Source organism: Nonomuraea sp. KM90 (assembly GCF_052246675.1).
GTDB lineage: Bacteria > Actinomycetota > Actinomycetes > Streptosporangiales > Streptosporangiaceae > Nonomuraea.
Window position 1 is genome coordinate 253,328 of sequence record NZ_JBQQCB010000003.1, and the last position, 20,103, is coordinate 273,430.

Sequence of the window (20,103 nt, forward strand, 5' to 3'; positions counted from 1 at the left end):
CGTTGGCATCGTGGCACAACGGGGATCCGGAGCCCGAGCGAAGTTCGCTCGTCCGGATGTACGCCGTCACCGGCGGCAGAACGACTCCGCGCACTCAGCTCGCCATGGAGGCACTGGTATCGTCAGCCACCTCGGCACAGCTCGGTACGACGTACACGCGTGAATACCGCGCGATCAGCGAGCTGTGTCGGCAGGTTCGGTCCGTGGCGGAGATCTCCGCGCTGCTCAGCGTGCCCCTAGGGGTGGCGAGGGTGCTGGTCGCCGACATGGAGGCGGATGGGCTGGTCAAGGTGTACCAGCCACAGCTGGATGCGGGCCTTCCTGACAGGGGCCTGCTCGAAAGGGTACTGAGTGGACTTCGCAGGCTCTAGTCGCCTCACCTCCACGAAGATCGTCGTGGCGGGCGGGTTCGGCGTGGGGAAGACCACGTTCGTGAAATCCGTGTCCGAGATCATGCCGCTGACCACCGAGGCGGTGATGACGGACGCCTCGGAGGGCATCGACGACCTCGGCCACACGCCGGGCAAGACCACCACCACCGTGGCCATGGACTTCGGGCGGCTCTCGCTCGATCACGAACTGATCCTCTACCTGTTCGGCACGCCGGGGCAGCACCGGTTCTGGTTCATGTGGGACGACCTCGTCCGCGGGGCCATCGGGGCCGTGGTGCTGGTGGACTCGCGGCGGCTGGCCGACAGCTTCCCCGCGGTGGACTACTTCGAGAACTCGGGGCTGCCGTTCGTGATCGGGCTCAACGGCTGGAACGGGGAGTTCCCGCACGTCGAGAGCGAGGTGCGGGAGGCGCTCACGCTCTCGGCGCACGTGCCGATCGTCCGTACGGACGCGCGTGCGCGGCAGGCGGTCAAGAACACCCTGATCACGCTCGTCGAGCACGCGCTGACCGTACGGTCCCACTGAGCCGTCGCCGCTACCGCGCCGACCACCAGTAGGCGGCCACCAGCTCCGCGACCAGCGTCTCGGTGAGCAGGGCCACGTCGGGGTCGTCGTCGTGGGTGTAGCGGATCGCCGCCGTGGCGTCCTTCACCTCGGCGCCCACGGTGATCACCGTGGACTCGCGCTCGCGTACCCAGTCCATGGCCTGGGCGTCGTAGCGGGAGCCAGGGAAGAGCAGCGCGCGGTAGTCGAGCGTCTTGGTGAGGTAGACGTCCACGTGGGACCAGTCGCCGCTCTCGCACGCGTCGGCCGGGCGGCGCGGGCCCTCGCGGAACATCAGCGCCGACTGCTCCGCCGACGACAGGCGCTCGGCGGGGGCGATCGTGTAGACGCCGTGCGGGCCGTCCAGCAGCTCCAGGGCCAGCGGGAGCCACTCGTCCCTGCGGTCCAGCAGGTCGGCCGTGGCCTCCGCCGCCCTGCCAACCAGGGCGGGGAGGTCGCGGTCGCGGCCCGTGAGCCTGGACTCCAGGGCGAGGAGGAGGGCCAGGGTGTGCTGGAACGTACGGCAGGCGACGCCGCCGCGCTCCTCGCCCGCCCCCATGTCGATCACCAGGTCGGCGGCCTCGGTGAGGGGCGAGCCGGGCCGGTTGGTGATCGCCGCCAGGTAGGCGGGGCCGCCCGCGTACCGTTCGGTGGCGTCGAGCGTCTCCCGGCTGGAACCGGTGGCCGAGATCGGGATGACCAGGGTGCCCTCGGCGGGCGGGAAGCTCGCGGCGGCGGAGGCGTACTCGGCGTGGGCGTTCACCCCGGCGGCGCGCAGGCGCAGGGCGGCCACCCCGGCGGCGTACCGGGAGCTGCCCATGCCCAGGAAGAGGACCCGGTCGACATCCCCGGGGAGTCCCTCGAACGGGTCCGCCGCCCGCAGCGAGCCAGCCAGGGTCGCCAGGGACTCCGGCTTGGACTCCAGGTCGGACAGGTAGAGCTCAGAATTCACGCGAAGTTCTCCTCGGGGTACCAGGTGTGCAGAACGCCCATGGGGGCGTAGCGCCAGCGGGGGAGGTGGCGGGCGGCGTAGATCAGCTCGCGGCACTCCTGCTCCACCTCGAACGGGCGGATCAGGCTCTCGTCGAGCAGGTCCGGCCTGCCCCGCTCGGACAGGCGGTGCCGGTAGGCGGCGAGCAGGGCGGCGCGGGCCCGCCTCGCCCAGCTCGCCGCCAGGTCGGGTGGGGTGCCGCGTCTCTTGATCGCCACCTGGGCGACGTGTTCGAGGCTCGTGGTGAGCTGGGCCACGTCCCTGGCCGGCGGCTGGTACGGGTCGGCGTCGGCGACGGTGGGGTTGCCGTCGAAGTCGATGACCGCGTAGCCGTCCTGCCACTTGAGGATCTGGCCCACGTGCAGGTCGCCGTGGATCCGGATCAGCGGGGTCGTGATGGGCTCCGTCAGCGCGGCCAGCTCCCGCCTGAGCGCCCCGGCCCGGCTCGCCAGCCACTCACCGTCCGGCCCGTCGGTCAGCGCGAGCGCCTCCGCGAGCGCCTCCTCAGCCCTGACCGCCGCACCACTTCCCGGCGACCGCGCGCCTTCCGGAGCGCGCGGATCAGGACCGAGACCGGGAAGGGGGTGGTCAGGGGCGGGGAGGGTGGAGAGGGCGAGGTGGAGGTCGGCGGCGAGGCGGCCGAGCTCCGGGGCGAAGCCCGTGGTGCCCGCCTCGGCCTCGTCCACGCACCACTCCCAGCCGTCCCGCGCCTGCGGCAGATACCCGGTGACCAACGCCAGCAGGTGCTCGCGCCCCCGCAACACGCCTGTCAGAGCCGCGTAAGGAGGCGCGGTGTCGTTGAAGCCCGCCTCAACGAGGTGGGCGAAGACCTCCGGAGCGGGGTGCGGCAGCGGTACGGGCGGGGTGAGCCACTTCACGACCACCCGCTCGCCCACCACCACCGAGTAGTTCGTCTGGTCCACGTGAGGTCCGAAATCACGTTCACCTGGGGCCCCAGTGTGGAGATCTTCAGGACCGTACGAGAAAGTGGGCAGCGGAAGGAAGCGCCGGACCCCGAAGGGCGGCGGCACCTCCCCCTCCAACAGCGCCAGGAGCGCGGTTGTGAGCCCGCGATCTCGGGCGGTGAGGGGCCTCTCACCGAGAGAGATCATGCGGCGACGTATTGAATCCCAATTCAACAGCAGGACCAAACTTCCAGGTAGCAATGTCAGCAAAAGTCTTGCTCATGTTGATTTGGGCTGCAACACTCCTGCTCTGGTCTGCTGTGTCCGGTAAGGTCGCGCGACCCCTCTTACATCACAAATTTCAGAAGGAGTAGCGGCCGTGTCCCGTACCCGGTTCACCCGTCGTCTCCCGGCCACCGTGGCGGTGGTCGGCCTCGCGCTTGCCGTCGCGGCGTGCGGCGGTGAGTCGTCGTCAAGCTCAGATGGCAGAACGGTGGCGGCCGACCAGCTCAAGCCAAACGCGGACCTGTCGCAGCAGACCCTGCAGATCACGGTCTGGGACGGCTACACCCCCAAGGAGCTTCCCGAGAAGGTCAAGGAGAAGCTCAAGGTCAAGGACCTGAAGGTGGCGCTGCACGACACCAACGAGGTCGCGATGACCAAGCTCACCGCCCCCGGTGACAGCGGCATCGACGTGGCGTTCGTGTCCGGCCAGTACGCCCAGGCGCTCAACGCGCAGGGCCTGCTGGAGCCGATCCACCCCGAGCTGATCCCCAACCTGGCCAACCTCTACCCGGAGGCCACCCAGCTCTCCTACGACAAGGGCAACAAGTACTCGGTGCCCTACACCTGGGGCACCACCGGCATCTGCTACCGCAAGGACCTGGTGAAGAAGGTCCCGGACAGTTGGAACGATCTCCTCAAGCCCCCGGCCTGGGCCGAGAAGAAGGTCACCATGATGACCACCGAGCGCTGGCTGGCCCTGCCCGCGCTCAAGTCCCTCGGCTACTCGGTCAACACCGACAAGGACGAGGAGATCGAGAAGGCCCGCGAGCTCCTCATGGCGCAGAAGCCGCACCTGCTCACCTACGACGACACGACGTTCGGTGACCGCCTGACCTCCGGCGAGGCCGTCATGGTCGAGGCGTGGGACGGCTGGTGCCCGACCACGGACGAGAAGGGCAACATCGGCTTCGCCGTGCCGAAGGAGGGCAGCGACCTCTGGGTGGACACCATGGTGATCATGAAGTCCTCCAAGAACAAGGAGGCGGCGCACGCCCTGATCAACTACATCCTGGACCCCGAGATCCACAGCTGGGCGGCCGCGAACATCAACTACAAGGTCCCCAACAAGGCGGCCATGGAGAAGGTGAACCCGCCGAAGGGCTCGCTGCTCGGCATCCCGCCGGCCGAGCTGCTCGACGGTGAGTCGCTCATCGACCTCGGCCAGGCGTCCACGAAGTACACGCGTCTGTCGGCCGACGTCCAGGCGAAGTAGTTGTCGTTGTAGTGAAGTCTGAGGTCAAGGCCCGGCCGGTGTCCCGATCGCGGGGACGCCGGCTGGGCGCGTTCGTGTTCCTGGCCCCCGGGCTGACATACCTGCTCGTGCTGCTGCTGGTGCCGCTGGCGCTGGTGATGAGCTACACGGTCTTCCAGCGCGGGCGATTCGGCGGCGTGGTCTACGAGTTCACGACGGAGAACTTCGAACGCCTGGTGGACCCGCTCTACCTGAGCGTGGTCGGCAGTTCGCTGAAGATCGCCGCGGTGACGACGCTGATCGCGCTGCTGGTCGGCTACCCGACGGCGTACCTGATCGCCCAGCTCCCGCGCAAGTGGAAGACGATCGCGCTGGTCGCGATCGTGCTGCCGTTCTGGACGAACTTCATCATCCGCGTCTACGCCTGGATCATGCTGCTGAGTGGTCCCGGGTTGATCAACAGCGGGCTGAAGGTGTTCGGGCTCGGGCCGCTGGACCTGCTCTACAACGAGGGCGCGATCGTGGCGGGGCTGGTCTACTCGTACCTGCCGCTGATGGTGCTGCCGTTGTACGCCACGATCGAGAAGCTCGACCCGCAGCTCAGGGAGGCCTCGGCCAACCTGGGGGCGTCGGCGTTCACCACGTTCCGCAGGGTCACGCTGCCGCTCACGGTGCCGGGCGTGCTGACGGGGTGCCTGTTCGTGTTCGTGCCGAGCTTCGGCAACTTCGTCATCCCCGAGATGCTCGGCGGCAGCAAGTCGATCATGGTGGGCAACCTGATCCGCCAGCAGTTCCTGTCGGCGCGCGACTGGCCGTTCGGCTCCACGCTGGCGCTGGCCCTCATCGCGGTGCTGATCGTGCTGCTCGTCGCGCAGGCCTGGGTGGCGCGCCGTGCGTAGGTCCAAGCTGCTCCATGTCCCGTTCTGGGCCACGTACGCCTTCCTGTACCTGCCGATCATCGTGCTCGTCGTCATGTCGTTCAACGCCGGCGAATCGGCCTACAGCTACGAGGGGTTCAGCCTCAAGTGGTACGCCGAGCTGGCCGGGGACGAGCGGGTCCTGGGCGGTGTGGTCAACACGCTGATCGTGGCCACCGGGTCCACCGTGATCGCGACCGTGCTGGGCACGCTGCTGGCCGTCGGCCTGGCGAGGTACACCAAGTCCAAGACCCTCGACGCGGTCGCGCTGATGCCCGCCGTGCTGCCCGACCTGGTGCTGGCCATCGGGTTGCTGGTCTTCTACGGCATGATCCAGCTCACGCTCGGCCTCTACTCGGTGATCCTGGCCCACGGCGTGTTCGCGATGGCGTTCGTCGCGGCGGTCGTGCGTACCCGGCTGACCGGCGCCGACACCTCGCTGGAGGAGGCGTCGCGGGATCTGGGGGCCGGGCCGGTGGTGACGTTCATGAAGATCACGCTGCCGCAGCTCATGCCCGGCATCGTGGCCGGCGCGCTGCTGGCGTTCACGCTGTCGCTGGACGAATTCGTGATCGCGTTCTTCACGATCGGCAACAGCGAGCCGACGCTGCCGATCGTCATCTACTCAATGATCCGTTTCGGGGTCACCCCGAAGATCAACGCGCTGGCGGCGATCCTGCTCCTCGTGAGCTTCACGGCGGTGATCGCCGGGCAGCGCCTGACCAAGATCGGGGAGTCACGTGCTCAAGATTGACGGGGTCAGCCGCAGGTTCGGGGACGTGACCGCGCTCGACAACGTTTCGCTGGAGATCGGCCAGGGCGAGTTCTTCGCGCTGCTCGGGCCGTCCGGCTGCGGCAAGACCACGCTGCTGCGCATCATCGCCGGGTTCGAGACGCCCGACGCGGGCGCGGTCAGCCTGGACGGTGACGACCTGCTGTCCAGGCCCCCGAACCGGCGGCCGATCAGCCTCATGTTCCAGTCGTACGCGCTGTTCCCGCACATGACCGTGGCCAAGAACGTGGCCTACGGGCTGGAGCGCGAGGGTCTCCCGAAGGGGGAGGTCAGGCAGCGCGTCGGCGAGGTGCTGGAGACGGTCGGGCTGTCGGCGCACGCCGCCCGCAAGCCCGCCCAGCTCTCGGGCGGGCAGCGGCAGCGGGTGGCGTTGGCTCGTTCCATCGTCAAGCGGCCCCGGCTGCTGCTGCTCGACGAGCCGCTGTCGGCCCTGGACAAGAAGGTCCGCGCCGACATGCAGCTGGAGCTCAAGCGGCTGCAGCACGAGGTGGGCATCACGTTCGTGGTCGTCACGCACGACCAGGAGGAGGCCATGTCGCTGGCCGACCGCATCGCGGTCTTCGACAGCGGCTCCGTGCGCCAGGTGGACCAGCCGGTCGAGCTGTACGAGCGGCCGCGCTCGCCGTTCGTGGCCGACTTCGTCGGCGCCAACAACCTCTTCCGCGGCACCGCCAGCGGCCTCGACGGCATCAGGAGCGAGCAGTTCGGCATGTTGCCGGGCACGCCGCTGGCGGAGCTGGAGGCGGGCGCCGACGCGCTGCTGGCGGTGCGGCCGGAGAAGATCGAACTCGCCGAGGAGAACGCCACCAGGGGGCTGCCGGGCAGCGTCCTGGACGTCAGCTTCTACGGTGGTGTGTCACACCTGTCCGTGGAGGTGCCCGGCCACGCCAAGCCGGTCCTCGCCGCCGTCCAGGGCGCCAGCTCCGTACGGGCCGGGGCCAAGGTCAAGGTGCGCTGGGACGCCCAGGACGCGGTGATCATGGCAGTCGATCAGTGAGTCAGGTCGTTGCCCGTGGCCGCGCGGGCGTAGGAGAGGATCAGCTCGGCCGCCTCGCCCGGGCCGATCAGCGGGTGCCTGGCCGTGATGCGGTAGCCGTACGCGTCCTCCAGCGCCACCAGGTTGCGCGCGATCGTCAGCGAGTCGGCGCTCAGCCGGAACACCCCCAGCGCGGCCCCGGTGTCCAGGATCGCCTGGTACATCGACACCTGCCGGTCGTAGAGCGAGGTGAGCAGCACGCCGTAGACCCGGTTGCGGCCGGCGGCCCCGCCCAGCTCGTTGAGCAGGCGCACGTCGGGGTCGAGCGGTCCGGTGGGCAGCCCCGACCTGATCGTGACCACCAGCTTCTCGACGGGGTCGGTGATGGTGGCGAGCCGGCGCAGGCGCTGCTCGTAGAAGCGCTCCATGCCCGCGTGCTGCGCCTCGACCAGCAGCTCGCTGAGGTCGGGGTAGTGGTAGAGCACGGCGCCCGAGGTCAGACCTGCTTCCTCGGCGACATGCGAGAGCTGTACACCGTCGATGCCGTGGCGGATGATGGCCCTGCGTGCGGCCTCGATCAAGTCGATGCGCCGGTCACTGCGGCTTTTACGCTGAGCCACCACCACCACCTTCACTCGTTTGGCTGCTGTTCAGTTAGCCGTGACCATAGTGCCTTTAAGTTGACCTTCCCGCTAGATCTGTTTTTGAATTCCTCTTCAAATTGACGAGTTCCCCGGAGTCTCGATGTCTCTCACGATCCTGTTCATGCCGGAAAGCGCCTACGGCCCCACCAACAACTCCATCGGCATCGGCGACATCCTGCGGCAGCGCGGGCACCGCGTCGTCTTCGCCGCCGAGGCGTCGTGGAAGGGCAAGCTCGAGGCGCTCGGTTTCGAGGAAGACCTGGTCGACCTCGCGCCCGCGCCCGAGGACGCCGAGGAGCAGGACCCCGGCCAGTTCTGGAAGGACTTCATCCGGGACACCGCGCCCGAATACCGCAAGAGCACGCGCGAGCAGCTCGAGACCGTCACCCAGCCCATCTGGGCCGAGCTGATCGAGGGCGCGAAATACTGCGAGCCGCAGCTCAAGGCCATCATCGAGCGGGTGAACCCGGACGTGATCGTCGAGGACAACGTGATCACGTTCCCGGCGCTGCTCACGGCGGGCAAGAAGTTCGTCCGGATCGTCTCGTGCAACCCGCTGGAGGTGCGCGGCGAGAACGTCGCGCCGGTCTTCTCCGGCCTGCCCGCCGACGACCGCTCCGAGTGGGACGCCTTCCGGGCCGAGTACGACCGCACCCACCGCGAGATCTGGACCGCCTTCAACGAGTGGTGCGTCGAGCAGGGCACCGAGCCGCTGCCCGACCTCGACTTCATCCACGAGGGCGACCTGAACCTCTACGTCTACCCGGAGATCCTCGACTACACCGACGCCCGCCCGCTGGGCCCCTCGTGGCACCGGCTGGACTCGTCGGTCCGTGAGACGGACGAGGACTTCACGCTGCCCTTCGAGCGCAGGAGCTCGCTGGTCTACTTCTCGCTCGGCTCGCTGGGCTCCTCCGACGTGGAGCTGATGCAGCGGGTGATCGACGTGCTCGCCACGACGCCGCACCAGTACATCGTCTCCAAGGGCCCGCTGCACGAGGAGATCAAGCTGGCCGACAACATGTGGGGCGCGGAGTTCCTCCCGCAGACTAAGATCATCCCACTGTGTGACTTGGTCATCACCCATGGCGGCAACAACACGACCACCGAGGCGCTGCACTTCGGCAAGCCGATGATCCTGCTGCCGCTCTTCTGGGACCAGTACGACAACGCCCAGAGGGTCGATGAGCTCGGTTACGGTGTCAGGCTCTCGACCTACACCTTCACCGACGAGGAGCTCACGGGGGCGGTCGCGCGCCTGCTCGGCGACACCGAGCTGCGGGCGGGGCTCGCCGCCGCGGGCGAGGAGATCCGGCGTCGCGACGGCCTGCGCAAGGCCGCCGACCTGATCGAGCAGCTCGGCCAGTAGCACGGCCCTGGTCCCTTAGCACGACCCCTGAGAGATGAAGTTTCCTGATGCGTGAACTGATCAACCCCGCCACCGGGCTCCCATGTGCCGAAATTCCGGACACGCCGGTGGAGGGCGTGGCGTCGGCCGTACGTGCGGCCCGCGCGGCGTACAAGGAGTGGTCCGAGACCACCCCGGCCGAGCGCGCTCGGCTGCTGCTGCGGCTGGCCGACCTCGTGGAGGCCGACGCCGAGGAGCTGACCAGGCTCGAGGTGGAGGAGACCGGCAAGCCGGCGGCGGTGTTCCGGGACGGCGAGCTGCCGTTCGCGGTGGACAACCTGCGCTTCTTCGCCGGCGCCGCCCGCTCGCTGGAGGGCACGGGGGCCGGGGTGTTCAGCGCCGGCTACACCTCGGTCATGCTGCGCCGTCCCGTCGGGGTGGTGGGGTCGATCGCGCCGTGGAACTTCCCGTTCGTGATGGCGGTCTGGAAGGTCGGCCCGGCCGTGGCCGCGGGCAACGCCGTGGTGATCAAGCCGGCCCCCCAGACGCCCCGTACGACGCTGCGGCTGGCCGAGCTGTTCGCCAAGGCGGGCGCGCCCGACAACCTCGTCCAGGCGATCACCGGCGACGCCGAGGTGGGCCAGGCGCTGGTCACCGACCCCGGTGTGGACATGGTCAGCGTCACCGGCTCCACCGAGACCGGCCGCGCCGTGATGAACGGCGCGGCGGCCACGCTCAAGCGGGTCCACCTCGAGCTCGGCGGCAAGGCGCCGGCGCTGGTGTTCGAGGACGCCGACCTGGCGGAGATGGCACGCGGCGTGGCCATGGGGGCGACGTACAACACCGGGCAGGACTGCACGGCGGCCACCCGGGTCTACGTCGCCAGGGAAATCTACGGCGACGCCGTGGAGGCGATTCGGGCAACTCTTGCCAACATCACCGTCGGCGACCCCTGGGACCCGGCGACGGACATCGGCCCGCTGATCTCGGCCGCGCACCGGGACCGGGTGCACGGGTTCGTCTCGCGGTCAGGTGGGCGCGTGCTGCACGGCGGCTCCCCGATCGGGGGCTCCGGCTTTTTCTACCCTCCCACACTCGTGACCGACGTCGCACAGAACAGCGAGATCGTGCAGGGAGAGCTTTTCGGGCCGGTTCTGGTCGCGCTCCCGTTCGACGGTGAGGACGAAGCGGTCCGGCTGGCCAACGACACTAGATACGGCCTGGCCTCGTCGGTGTGGTCGCGCGACGTCGGCCGGGCCATGCGGGTCTCGCACCGGCTCGATGTGGGCGTGACGTGGGTCAACGATCACCTGCCCATCGCCAGCGAGGCGCCGCACGGTGGGGTGAAGGGCAGCGGGTTCGGCAAGGACATGAGCCAGGAGGCGGTGCAGGAATATTCGGTGACGCGGCACCTGATGGTGAAGCACGCGGCACCGGCCGAGCGGGATTCGTTCCGGCCAGCCTGAAGACGTGTACGGCGTTATGCCACCCAAAGTGCCTCTTTGGGTGGATGAGATGGGATATGTTCGGTTGGCCGATCTGGTACGGGTTGTGTTCCAATTACCCAGCCGGACAGAATCCCATGCGCCCCACGCGTGTCTGATTTTCTTCGAGCACGTACCGGCGAGAGGTTGCGAAACTCAGTGAGGACGAAAGACCCCAGGCACACGAGGTCAGGGGAGTACACAGGCGGACGGTTCCGGCTGGCGAACTGGCGTGTGCGCTCTAGGCTGGTCGCTCTGATCCTCATTCCCACGATCGTGGGTGTGCTGCTCGCCGGCATCCAGCTGGCCGACGCCATCGGCACCAGCGCCGAATACCGCCGGCTCACCCAGGTGGCCGAGCTGGTCCAGCGCATCGGTGCGCTCAACCACGAGCTCGGCAAGGAGCGCACGCTCACCGCGTGGTACGTCGCCGACCGCCGCAGGGGCGGCCGCTTCGTCCAGCTCAAGACCCAGCGTCAGGCCACCGACAAGGCCAAGCAGCAGGCGCTGGCCGCCGCCGGGTCCATCGACGCCGCGCACTCGGCCCGCGTGATCGAGGGCGTCGACAACATGCGCCGCTGGCTCGACGGCCTGGACAGCCTCCGCAACTCCATGGTGGGCAACGTGCCCGCGCGCGCCGCCGTCGGTACGTACAGCACGATGATCGACGTCTTCTCCTCCATCCAGGGCGACCTGGGCGACGGCGTGAGCGACGACGACCTCCAGGGTGACGTGGCCGCGCTCGGCTCGCTCCAGCGGGTCAAGGAGGAGGTCTCGCGGCAGCAGATCATCCTCATCGTCACGCTCGCGCAGCGCAGGGTCGACAGCGCCGACTGGTCGGACTTCCTGGGCTCCTGGAACAAGCAGCAGGCCGAGCTGTCCGCGTTCGAGCTGGAGGCCGACGCGACGGACCTCAAGGCGTACCGGGACGGGGTCAAGGGCTCGCAGGTCGACCTCGCCGACGCCATGCGCCAGCGCGCGCTGGCACAGGTGAGCGAGAACAACCGGATCAGGGACCTCGACGTCACCACGCTGCGCGACCTCAACGACTGGTACGAGAGCACCACGGTCACGACCAACGCCATGCGCAAGGTCGAGGACGGCCTGGCCACCAAGATCGTGGCCACCACCCGCGACCTGAGCGACACCGAGCAGCGCAGCGCCATCATCTCCGGCGCGCTGATCCTCGTCCTGCTGCTCCTGGTCCTGGTCATCACCACCCGCGTGGCCGGGTCGCTGGTCCGCCCGCTGCGCCGGCTGCGGGCCGAGGCGCTCCAGGTCGCCACGACCCGGCTGCCCGACACCGTCCGCATCCTGCGCGAGTCCGGCGAGGGCGCGAACATCCCCGAAGTGCCGTCGATCGGCGTCAACACCCGGGACGAGATCGGGGAAGTGGCGCGGGCGTTCGACGAAGTTCACCGCGAGGCGATCCGGCTGGCCGGCGACGAGGCCAAGCTGCGCGCCAACGTCAACTCGATGTTCGTCAACCTCTCCCGCCGCAGCCAGACGCTGGTCGAGCGGCAGCTGCAGCTCATCGAGGGCCTGGAGCAGGGTGAGGAGGACGAGCAGCGGCTCGCGAACCTCTTCCGCCTCGACCACCTGGCCACCCGCATGCGCCGCAACAGCGAGAACCTGCTGGTCCTCGCCGGCCAGGAGGCCGCGCGCAAGTGGAGCGAGCCGGTGCCGCTGGTCGACATCGCCCGCGCCTCGCTGTCCGAGGTCGAGAACTACGAGCGGGTCCAGATCCAGATCCCGTCCGGCATCCTCATCGTCGGCCCCGCCGTCACCGACGCCGTCCACCTGCTCGCCGAGCTGATCGAGAACGCGATCTCGTTCTCCCCGCGCGAGAGCAAGGTCACCGTGACCAGCGCCCCCGCGGAGGGCGGCGTGCTGGTGTCGATCAACGACCTGGGCATCGGCATGAACCAGGAGGAGCTGGGCGAGGCCAACTGGCGCCTGGCCAACCCGCCGGTCGTGGACGTCTCCGTCTCGCGGCGCATGGGCCTGTTCGTGGTCGGCCGGCTGGCCCTGCGGCACGGCATCCGCGTGCAGCTCAGCATGCGGGAGACCGGCGGCCTGAGCGCGCTGGTGATGATGCCCGACATGCTCATCAGCAACGGGCAGGGCCTGCCCCAGCAGGGCGGGCAGTACGAAGCGTTCACCACGTTCGACCCGAGCATGTTCGGGCAGCCGTCGCCCAACGGGATGGGGTCGCACCCCTCCTTCGACGGGCCCGACCAGGTCGTGGACACCCAGTGGCCGGGCTCGCTGCCCGCACCGGGGACCGGTAACTGGCCCTCGTTCGGCGAGCAGCCCTACGAGGAGCAGCCGTCGTTCGGCGAGCAGCCCTTCAGGGAGCAGCAGCCGCAGGGCGCGCAGGCCGACGAGCCGCGCTGGCCGCCGTTCGGCGGCGACGAGCCCCCGGCCGTGCCGCAGCAGCCCGCGCAGCCGTTCGGCGAGCAGCGCTGGCCGTCGTTCACCGAGGAGCCCTCGCAGGCCGCCGAGCCGTCGCCGTTCGCCGAGAACAGGTGGCCGTCGTTCGCCGAGCAGCCGCCGCCCCTGCAGGCCGACGAGCCGCGCTGGCCGTCCTTCTCGACCGAGCCGCCGCAGCAGCCGCAGGACGAGCCGCGCTGGTCGTCGTTCGCGGACCCGCTCCCGCGCAGGTCGCTGTTCGAGTCCGAGGATCGGCCCCGGCCGCAGCACGGCGACTCCTACCGGTCCCCGTTCGCGGACGAGCCCAAGCCGGCCGACCAGTACGAGCAGAACGGCCACTCCAGCGACTACAACCCGTTCGGCCCCGGCGACTACTCCTCGCAGGACATGACCGGGCCGCTGCCCGTGGTGCGCAGCTCGCCGATGGACGACCAGGGCGACGAGTTCCTGCCGATCTTCTCGTCGGTCGGCTCCGACTGGTTCCGCCGGCCGGACCCCGAGGTGCTGCAGCCGCGCTACGAGCCGGAGGGCGAGCCGGAGATCACCGCCGTGCATCCGGCCGTGCCCGCCGACCCGCCGCCGCACGCGGCCGCACCCCCGGCCGCCGCGCCCCCCGCCGCGGACGGCACGTCCGCCCTGCCGCAGCGCCGGCCGGGGGCGTCCGGCGCCGGAGCGAGCTGGTCGTCGCCCGCGGACTCAGGTTTCCAGGCAGCGCAGGCCGCCGCCCAGCCCCAGCAGGCCGGTACGACGGCGTCGGGCCTGCCCCGCCGCGTTCCCAAGGCCAACCTGGTGCCCGGCACGGCCAGCCTCGCCGAGCCCCAGGCCGCGTCACCGGCACCGCAGATCTCACCCGAGCGGTTGCGCAGCCGGCTCTCCAGCTTCCAGCAGGGTGTCCGGCAAGGCCGGGCGTTCACCCGCGGAGAAGAAAATGAGGAGGACAAATGAGAGAAATGAGCCAGGGAGCGCGCGGTATCAGCTGGCTGATCACGGACTTCGTGAACAACGTGCCAGGCGTCGCCCACACGGTCGTGGTGTCGTCTGACGGGTTGCCGCTGGCCTTCTCCGAGGGTTTTCCCAAGGATCGGGCCGACCAGCTCGCCGCGGTCGCGTCCGGAGTGATCAGCTTGACCCAAGGGGCCGCGCGGGTCTTCGAGGGCGGTATGGTGACGCAGACCGTTATCGAAATGCAGCGTGGACTCTTGATGATCATGTCGATCAGTGATGGATCCTGCTTGGCGGTCCTGGCCGCTCCCGACTGTGACATGGGTCTGGTCGCGTACCAGATGACCCTGCTGGTCGAGCGGGCGGGACAGGTGCTGACTCCGGCCGTACGCGCTGAGCTGCAAGCGGCCCGCCCCCGCTAGTACGGGCGGTGACAGGAGATCATGGTGTCAGGTCAGGGTTGGGCTGGTGATAGCACTCCGCCGCATCCGGCGGCTCCCCGTCCGCAGAAGCAGAGTTCCCTGGTGCGGCCCTATGCCGTGACCGGGGGGCGCACCGCGCCGCGGATGAAGTTCGCCATGGAGGCGCTCGTGTCCTCCGTGACGTCGGAATACCAAGACATTTCCCTACTAAGTCCGGAGTATCAGGCGATCATTCAGCTGACCCGGAACGTCAGGTCGGTTGCCGAGATCTCCGCCCTTTTACGCCAGCCTCTTGGTGTGGTCCGGGTGCTGATCGCCGACATGGCGTCGGAGGGCCTGATCCGCGTGCACCAGCCTGCGCTGGACGCGGGAAAGCCGGACCTCAACTTGCTCGAAAGGGTGCTCAGTGGACTTCGCAGGCTCTAGCCCCGGCCTAACCTCGACGAAGATCGTCGTGGCCGGGGGCTTCGGCGTGGGGAAGACGACGTTCGTTGGAGCGGTCTCGGAAATCCTGCCGCTCACCACGGAGGCCGTCATGACGGACGCCTCCGCGCACGTCGACGACGTCTCCCTCACGCCGAACAAGACGACCACGACCGTCGCCATGGACTTCGGCCGGGTCTCGCTCGACCGTGACCTGATCCTGTACCTGTTCGGCACGCCCGGACAGCACCGCTTCTGGTTCATGTGGGACGACCTCGTACGCGGTGCCATCGGTGCGGTCGTCCTGGTGGACACCCGCCGGCTGGCCGACAGCTTCCCGGCCATCGACTACTTCGAAGAGGCCAAGCTGCCGTTCGTGATCGGCATCAACGGCTGGGACGGCCAGTTCGCGCACGCGGAGGAGGAGATCAGGGAGGCGCTGTCGATCGGCGGCCACACCCCGATCGTGCGGCTGGACGCCCGGCAGCGCGAATCGGTCAAGTCCACCTTGATCACCTTGGTCGAACACGCGCTGACCCGCCACATGCACACCCCGGTGTAAGCCCGTTCCCGCCTGGAGCCGGAGAGCCGCGCGAGCCTCCACCCGTCGCCCCGACACGATGGCCGGCTGACGGCATCCAGAAGGACCTCGCTCCAGGCGCGCCACGGCGTCGCGACAGCCCACCCCCTCGCCCGCCGAGGTGGTGGGCTGTCTCATGCCCGCACCCGCGGTCGTCGCGTTCGCGGGTCACATGCGTGACAGCAGCTCGGCCTTCTTGGCCTGGAACTCCTCCTCGGTCAGCAGCCCGGCGTCCCGCAGCTCACCCAGCTTGGCGATCAGGTCGGCCACCTCGGCGCCACGGCCCGCCGGGATCGGCGTCCGGGGTGCCAAGGCCACCTCTCCCGCGGGCCCGGCGGCGGCGCCGGTGCGTACGGCGGCCAGCACGGCGGCGGCGAAGGGCAGCGACTTGTGGGTGGCGCCCCAGCCGAGCCCGAAGATGACCGACGCCGGGTCCTTGTTCGCGTCGGAGGGCATCCGCCGCCCGCGTACCTTCAACCGCAGCGACCCGCTGGCCCCCTCGGGCCGGTGCCACTCGACGCCCTCCAGGTCGGCGACGGAATAGCGCTGATCGCCCGCGGCGTATTTGGCGGACGACGCCCCCGACCAGAACCAGGTGAAGGTGATCGCCTCCCCGTCGAACGTGGCCGCCCCGTCCCACCCCTTGAAGGCGCGCGGCACCGGGGGAGCGGCGACCAGGAACCGGCTGGCGGGCCCGTGCTCGGTGACGGCCGCGCGCAGCTCGTCGGCGTAGTAGTCGGCGAGCGTCTCCTTGCCGGCGGGCAACACCAGCCGGTAGGGGTCGTCGGTCTCCCTGAGCTGCCCGGCCGCGACCGTCATCACGGGATCGGCGCCGCGCCGGGGCAGCACGCGCAGCACCACCGTGCCGCGCCTGCCCCGCGCGAGCGTGACCTCGGCGATCGCCGCGTAGGGGATGACGCGTTCACCGAGTTCGGAAACGAGTTTGGGGGCTTTTCCCCGCTCGGGCGCGATGGTCAGCGATTCCGCCCCGAACAGCCAGGCGCAGTCCCGGCCCGCCAGAACATCCTCCACGTCCACAGAGTAGACGCGTTCGCATGGCGGGCGCGGTCACAGTTCCGACGGCGCCGGAGGCCGCGCCCGCGCACGCCGAGGGCCGCGCTCCCGGCGCGGCCCTGCGGACGCCGGGCGCCTGGACGGTGTCTGGACGGTGGCTAGACGGTGGCGTGGCCGCGGACGAGCCGCCCCACCTCGGCGCGCAGATGCACGAAGTCGGGGTGCTCCCGCGTCGTGATCTGGTCACGGGGCGCGGGCAGGTCCACCTTCAGGTCCCCCACCACATGTGCGGGCGCCTTGGACAGCACCACCACGCGGTCGCCCACGTAGACGCTCTCGTCGATGTCGTGCGTGATGAGGACGATCGTCATCTGGTGGTGGCCGCGGACCTTGAGCACCAGGTCCTCCAGGTCCTCCCGGGTCTGCGCGTCCACCGAGCCGAACGGCTCGTCCATGAGCATCAGCGTCGGCCGGTACGCCAGCGCCCGCGCGATCGCCACCCGCTGCTGCATGCCGCCCGAGAGCTGGAACGGGTATTTGCGCCCCGCGGCCTCCAGCCCCACGGACTCCAGGGCCTCCTGGGCGGCCTCGCGGCGCTGACGCTTGTCCATGTTCTTGCGGCGCAGCGGCAGCGCCACGTTGTCGGCGACCGACATCCAGGGGAACAACGAGCGGCTGTAGTCCTGGAAGACCACGGCCAGGTTGTCCGGCGTCTGGCGGACCAGCTCGCCCTCGACCCTGATCTGGCCGCCCGTGGGCGTGATCAGGCCGGCGATGGAGCGCAGGAGCGTCGACTTCCCGCATCCCGAGGGACCGACGATGCAGAGCAGCTCACCCTCGGCGACGCTCAGGTTGAGTCCGTCGATGGCGTGGTGCGCGTTGGGAGTACCGCCGCCGTACACATGGGAAAGGTTGTCTATCTCGAGCAATGGATTTCCTAGGGGGCGAGACCGCGGACAACACGGCGACTCTTAAGAGCCAGAATGACTCTAGCGGAGCGGTTATTGATGGACATGTCAGTCAGGTAAACCGATTCAGGGCGCGATCTTACTCTCGCACGTTAAAGGCTGCCATGGGAGCCACAGCCGCTAACCGGCCAGATCCCGGGCGGCGTGGTGCCAGGCGAGCACGCGCCGCTCGACGACCAGGAACAGCTCGTTGAGCAGGTAGCCCAGCACGCCGAGCAGCACGATCCCGGCCCACATGGCGGGCAGGTCGAAGGTGGCGTACGCGTCGGTGATCTGGAAACCGATGCCGTTCGTGGTGCCGGGCAGCAGCTCGGAGAAGACCATGACGATCAGGGAGAGCGACAGGGCCAGCCGCAGCCCGGCGAACATCTTGGGCAGCGCCGAGGGCAGGATCACCCGGAGGAGCCGCTCGGCCCGCGACAGCCGGAACGCCTGGCACGTCTGCAGGTGCAGCGGCTCGACCGAGCGGGCCCCGTCGGCGGTGTTGAGCAGCACCGGCCACACGATGCTGAACATGATGAACGCGAGCTGCATCCGCAGCCCGAACCCGAACAGCACGAGGAAGACGGTCACCAGCGCGGGCGGCGGGATCGCGCGCAGGAACTGCAGCACGCCGTCGAGATAGTCGTACGCCCGCGCCGACAGCCCCACCGCCAGCCCGAGGACGACCCCGGCCAGCGCGCCCCCCGCGAACCCGAGCGCCATCCGGCCCAGGCTCGGCAGGATGTTCTCGATGGCCACGTCGGTCAGGAACAACGTGCCGGGCGGCCCCGAGAACCACATCGCGTGCATCCGCGCCACGATCGTGCCGGGCGAGGGGAAGAAGGTGTTGCCCGCCATCAGCGTGGCCGCCTCCCAGAGGAGGACGAGCACGATCAGCACCACGGCGCGGAAGACGGCCGTCCGCATGCCCCTGCCCCTCATTCCCGCTCTCCCAACTGCGTGTGGTGCCAGCGGAACGCGCGCCGCTCGGTCGCCACCAGCAGCGCGTTCACCGCGACGCCGAACAGGCCCACCCAGAACACCCCGGCCAGGATGTCGGCCATGCGCGCGGGCACGGCGATGCCGGCGAAGAAGATGAACACGCCGATGCCCTCACCCCGACCGGCCACGATCTCGGTGCTGACGGTCAGGATGAGCGCGACCCCGGCCGCCAGGCGGATCCCGGTGGTGATGAAGGGCGCCGACGACGGCAGGGAGACGCGCAGGAGCACGGACAGGGGGCCGAAGCCGTACGAGCGCAGGGACTCCTTGGCCAGGGGGTCGACGCCGCGCAGGCCGTACATCGTGTTGTAGAGGATGGGCCACAACGAGGCGTAGACCACGAGCGTGACCCGGTGCTGCAGGCCGGTGCCGATGACCAGGGCCACGAGCGGGATCAGCGCCACGGACGGGATCGGCCGCAGGAACTCCACGACCGAGCGCGTGGCCGCGTCGATGATCGGCACGCTGCCGAGCAGCAGGCCGAGCGGCACCGCGAGCAGGGCCGCGATGCACAGGCCGATCGCCCAGGCGAGCAGGCTCGTCAGGGCGTGCACCCGGAAGGCGGGATCGGCCAGCAGCGTCATGGCCCGCCCGACGATCTCCGTGGCGGGCGGCAGGAACTCGGGATCCGCCAGCCCCGTCCTGCTGAGCAGCTCGATCAGCGCGGCGAAGGCGAGCGCCCCGGCCGCCCGGCGTGACCAGCGAGTGGTGGCGGACGCCGGACGGGCACGGGACAGGGTCTGAGCGCTCACCCGGAGGTGGTGGGCGACATGAGCGACTTGACGTCGATGGCCTTCGTCAGCCACTTGGCTTCCAGCATCCAGTCGGCCACCCGCTGGAGGCGGACCGGGTTGTCGTTGCTGGAGAAGTAGGGGAAGGTCACGGTGGCGGCCGTGGCCGCGTCGATCTGCGTGAAGTTCGGCAGCACCTTGGCCACCACCTCACGGTTGTTCTCCATCAGTTTGGCCGCGTTGTGGATGGCGCGCTGGAACGCCGCCGCCACCTTCGGGTTCTTGTCGTACCACTCCTGGGTGCTGACGTAGCCCGAGATGGGGAACTCGGCGGCGGGGCCGGAGGCGGGGTCGAGGATCTTGCGGGCGCCCATGCTGGAGGTGGCCGCGGTGACCATGGGCTCGCCCAGGTACGCGGCGTCGATCTGGCCGCCCTTCCACGAGGGCATGATGTTCTGGAACGTCACCTGGACGTACTTGATGGTGGCCGGGTCCACGTTGTTGGCCTTGAGCACCTGGGTGAGTGCCAGCTCCTGGAAGTTGTGCAGGACGTTCACGTTGATCGTCTTGCCCTCCAGGTCCTTCGGGGTCTTGATGGGCGAGTTGGGCAGGGCCATGATGCTGAGCGAGTCGGGGGCTGCGCGAGAGCCCTCGGCCAGGATGCGGAGCTTCAGCGCATCCTTGTCATGGGCGGCGAACATCGACACGTAGTTGCCGAACATGGCGTCGATCTCGCCCCTCACCATCATGGGGATGGCTTCCGGAGCCGCCTGGACGACCTGCGGGGTGACGTCCAGACCCTCCTGCTCGAAGAGCCCTTGGTCGATGGCGACGTAGATGGCGGCGCTGTCGATGGCCGGCAGGGTGGCGATCTTGAGTTGTGTCTTCTCGAGACCACCGCCGGCCGAGGCGGACGGCGGCGCGCTGGCGGTCGGGGAACCGCCCGTGCTGCACGCCACGGCGCCGAGTGTCAAAGCGAACCCGATGATGGCGGCCCTGGCGGAACGGCCAAGCCTCATGTCAGGGACTCCCTTCAGATGGAGCCAGGGGGGGACCGGGGGGCTTCTGCTCCCGGGGGCTGTGTGCCTGACGCACAACAGGGATCGACCGTAGCACCAAATTGGTGGTCCTTATC

The 20,103-nt window shown here is 69.3% G+C and carries 20 protein-coding genes; 12 read left to right on the forward strand and 8 right to left on the reverse strand.

Annotation, left to right across the window (positions count from 1 at the left end):
- Positions 1–56: 56 nt before the first annotated feature.
- Positions 57–371: a DUF742 domain-containing protein gene (locus ACTWPW_RS05645; RefSeq protein ID WP_364114651.1), complete on the forward strand. Its 315-nt coding sequence runs from the start codon at positions 57–59 to the stop codon at positions 369–371.
- The gene (locus ACTWPW_RS05650; protein ID WP_364114653.1) at positions 352–918 is read left to right on the forward strand and encodes a GTP-binding protein; all 567 of its coding nucleotides are present in this window, start codon (positions 352–354) and stop codon (positions 916–918) included. The genes ACTWPW_RS05645 and ACTWPW_RS05650 overlap by 20 nt, the downstream gene beginning before the upstream one ends.
- A 10-nt stretch (positions 919–928) precedes the next feature.
- On the opposite strand, the gene ACTWPW_RS05655 is transcribed toward ACTWPW_RS05650, so the two are convergent.
- Together ACTWPW_RS05655 and ACTWPW_RS05660 are read right to left on the reverse strand one after the other, a co-directional pair.
- Positions 929–1,888: an SIS domain-containing protein gene (locus ACTWPW_RS05655; protein WP_443168109.1), complete on the reverse strand. Its 960-nt coding sequence runs from the start codon at positions 1,886–1,888 to the stop codon at positions 929–931.
- Complete coding sequence (locus ACTWPW_RS05660) at positions 1,885–2,850, reverse strand: hypothetical protein (RefSeq protein ID WP_443168110.1); 966 nt, start codon at positions 2,848–2,850, stop codon at positions 1,885–1,887. Before ACTWPW_RS05660 ends, ACTWPW_RS05655 begins: the two co-directional genes overlap by 4 nt.
- 361 nt (positions 2,851–3,211) lie before the next feature.
- Here ACTWPW_RS05660 and ACTWPW_RS05665 point away from each other — a divergent pair, with 361 nt between their 5' ends.
- From ACTWPW_RS05665 to ACTWPW_RS05680, 4 genes are read left to right on the forward strand one after another with little or no spacing between them, the layout of a single operon-like run.
- Positions 3,212–4,330: a polyamine ABC transporter substrate-binding protein gene (locus ACTWPW_RS05665; RefSeq protein WP_364114659.1), complete on the forward strand. Its 1,119-nt coding sequence runs from the start codon at positions 3,212–3,214 to the stop codon at positions 4,328–4,330.
- 11 nt (positions 4,331–4,341) lie between these two features.
- Entirely contained in the window at positions 4,342–5,208 is an 867-nt protein-coding gene (locus ACTWPW_RS05670; protein ID WP_375115014.1) for an ABC transporter permease, read from the forward strand.
- A complete protein-coding gene (locus ACTWPW_RS05675; protein ID WP_375115015.1) occupies positions 5,201–5,980 on the forward strand; it encodes an ABC transporter permease in 780 nt (259 codons plus the stop codon). Before ACTWPW_RS05670 ends, ACTWPW_RS05675 begins: the two co-directional genes overlap by 8 nt.
- Complete coding sequence (locus ACTWPW_RS05680; protein WP_375115016.1) at positions 5,967–7,016, forward strand: ABC transporter ATP-binding protein; 1,050 nt, start codon at positions 5,967–5,969, stop codon at positions 7,014–7,016. Before ACTWPW_RS05675 ends, ACTWPW_RS05680 begins: the two co-directional genes overlap by 14 nt.
- On the opposite strand, the gene ACTWPW_RS05685 is transcribed toward ACTWPW_RS05680, so the two are convergent.
- Positions 7,010–7,615, reverse strand: coding sequence for a TetR/AcrR family transcriptional regulator (locus ACTWPW_RS05685; protein WP_375115017.1), 606 nt, complete (start codon positions 7,613–7,615; stop codon positions 7,010–7,012). The genes ACTWPW_RS05680 and ACTWPW_RS05685 overlap by 7 nt on opposite strands.
- Before the next feature lie 124 nt (positions 7,616–7,739).
- On the opposite strand from ACTWPW_RS05685, the gene ACTWPW_RS05690 reads away from it, so the two are divergent.
- The 6 genes from ACTWPW_RS05690 (at position 7,740) to ACTWPW_RS05715 (ending at position 15,253) form a co-directional block, all read left to right on the forward strand.
- On the forward strand, positions 7,740–9,008 hold the full coding sequence (locus ACTWPW_RS05690; protein ID WP_375115018.1) for a glycosyltransferase: 1,269 nt from the start codon (positions 7,740–7,742) through the stop codon (positions 9,006–9,008).
- Between the two features lie 47 nt (positions 9,009–9,055).
- Positions 9,056–10,453: an aminobutyraldehyde dehydrogenase gene (locus ACTWPW_RS05695; RefSeq protein WP_443168111.1), complete on the forward strand. Its 1,398-nt coding sequence runs from the start codon at positions 9,056–9,058 to the stop codon at positions 10,451–10,453.
- A 294-nt stretch (positions 10,454–10,747) separates the two neighbouring features.
- On the forward strand, positions 10,748–13,849 hold the full coding sequence (locus ACTWPW_RS05700) for a nitrate- and nitrite sensing domain-containing protein (protein WP_443168112.1): 3,102 nt from the start codon (positions 10,748–10,750) through the stop codon (positions 13,847–13,849).
- Positions 13,846–14,268, forward strand: coding sequence for a roadblock/LC7 domain-containing protein (locus ACTWPW_RS05705; RefSeq protein WP_090935862.1), 423 nt, complete (start codon positions 13,846–13,848; stop codon positions 14,266–14,268). Before ACTWPW_RS05700 ends, ACTWPW_RS05705 begins: the two co-directional genes overlap by 4 nt.
- A 21-nt stretch (positions 14,269–14,289) precedes the next feature.
- Positions 14,290–14,694: a DUF742 domain-containing protein gene (locus tag ACTWPW_RS05710; protein WP_225964010.1), complete on the forward strand. Its 405-nt coding sequence runs from the start codon at positions 14,290–14,292 to the stop codon at positions 14,692–14,694.
- Between the two features lie 28 nt (positions 14,695–14,722).
- A complete protein-coding gene (locus ACTWPW_RS05715) occupies positions 14,723–15,253 on the forward strand; it encodes a GTP-binding protein (protein ID WP_443168113.1) in 531 nt (176 codons plus the stop codon).
- A 186-nt stretch (positions 15,254–15,439) separates the two neighbouring features.
- On the opposite strand, the gene ACTWPW_RS05720 is transcribed toward ACTWPW_RS05715, so the two are convergent.
- From ACTWPW_RS05720 to ACTWPW_RS05740, 5 genes are all read right to left on the reverse strand, one after another.
- A complete protein-coding gene (locus ACTWPW_RS05720; RefSeq protein ID WP_443168114.1) occupies positions 15,440–16,303 on the reverse strand; it encodes a DUF4429 domain-containing protein in 864 nt (287 codons plus the stop codon).
- A gap of 140 nt (positions 16,304–16,443) precedes the next feature.
- Positions 16,444–17,214 (reverse strand): ABC transporter ATP-binding protein, encoded by a 771-nt coding sequence (locus ACTWPW_RS05725; protein ID WP_443168115.1) that lies wholly within the window; start codon positions 17,212–17,214, stop codon positions 16,444–16,446.
- A 159-nt stretch (positions 17,215–17,373) separates the two neighbouring features.
- Positions 17,374–18,162 (reverse strand): ABC transporter permease, encoded by a 789-nt coding sequence (locus ACTWPW_RS05730; RefSeq protein ID WP_375115022.1) that lies wholly within the window; start codon positions 18,160–18,162, stop codon positions 17,374–17,376.
- An 11-nt stretch (positions 18,163–18,173) separates the two neighbouring features.
- Complete coding sequence (locus ACTWPW_RS05735) at positions 18,174–18,989, reverse strand: ABC transporter permease (RefSeq protein ID WP_375115023.1); 816 nt, start codon at positions 18,987–18,989, stop codon at positions 18,174–18,176.
- Positions 18,986–19,987: an ABC transporter substrate-binding protein gene (locus ACTWPW_RS05740; RefSeq protein WP_364114687.1), complete on the reverse strand. Its 1,002-nt coding sequence runs from the start codon at positions 19,985–19,987 to the stop codon at positions 18,986–18,988. Before ACTWPW_RS05740 ends, ACTWPW_RS05735 begins: the two co-directional genes overlap by 4 nt.
- Positions 19,988–20,103: the final 116 nt, after the last annotated feature.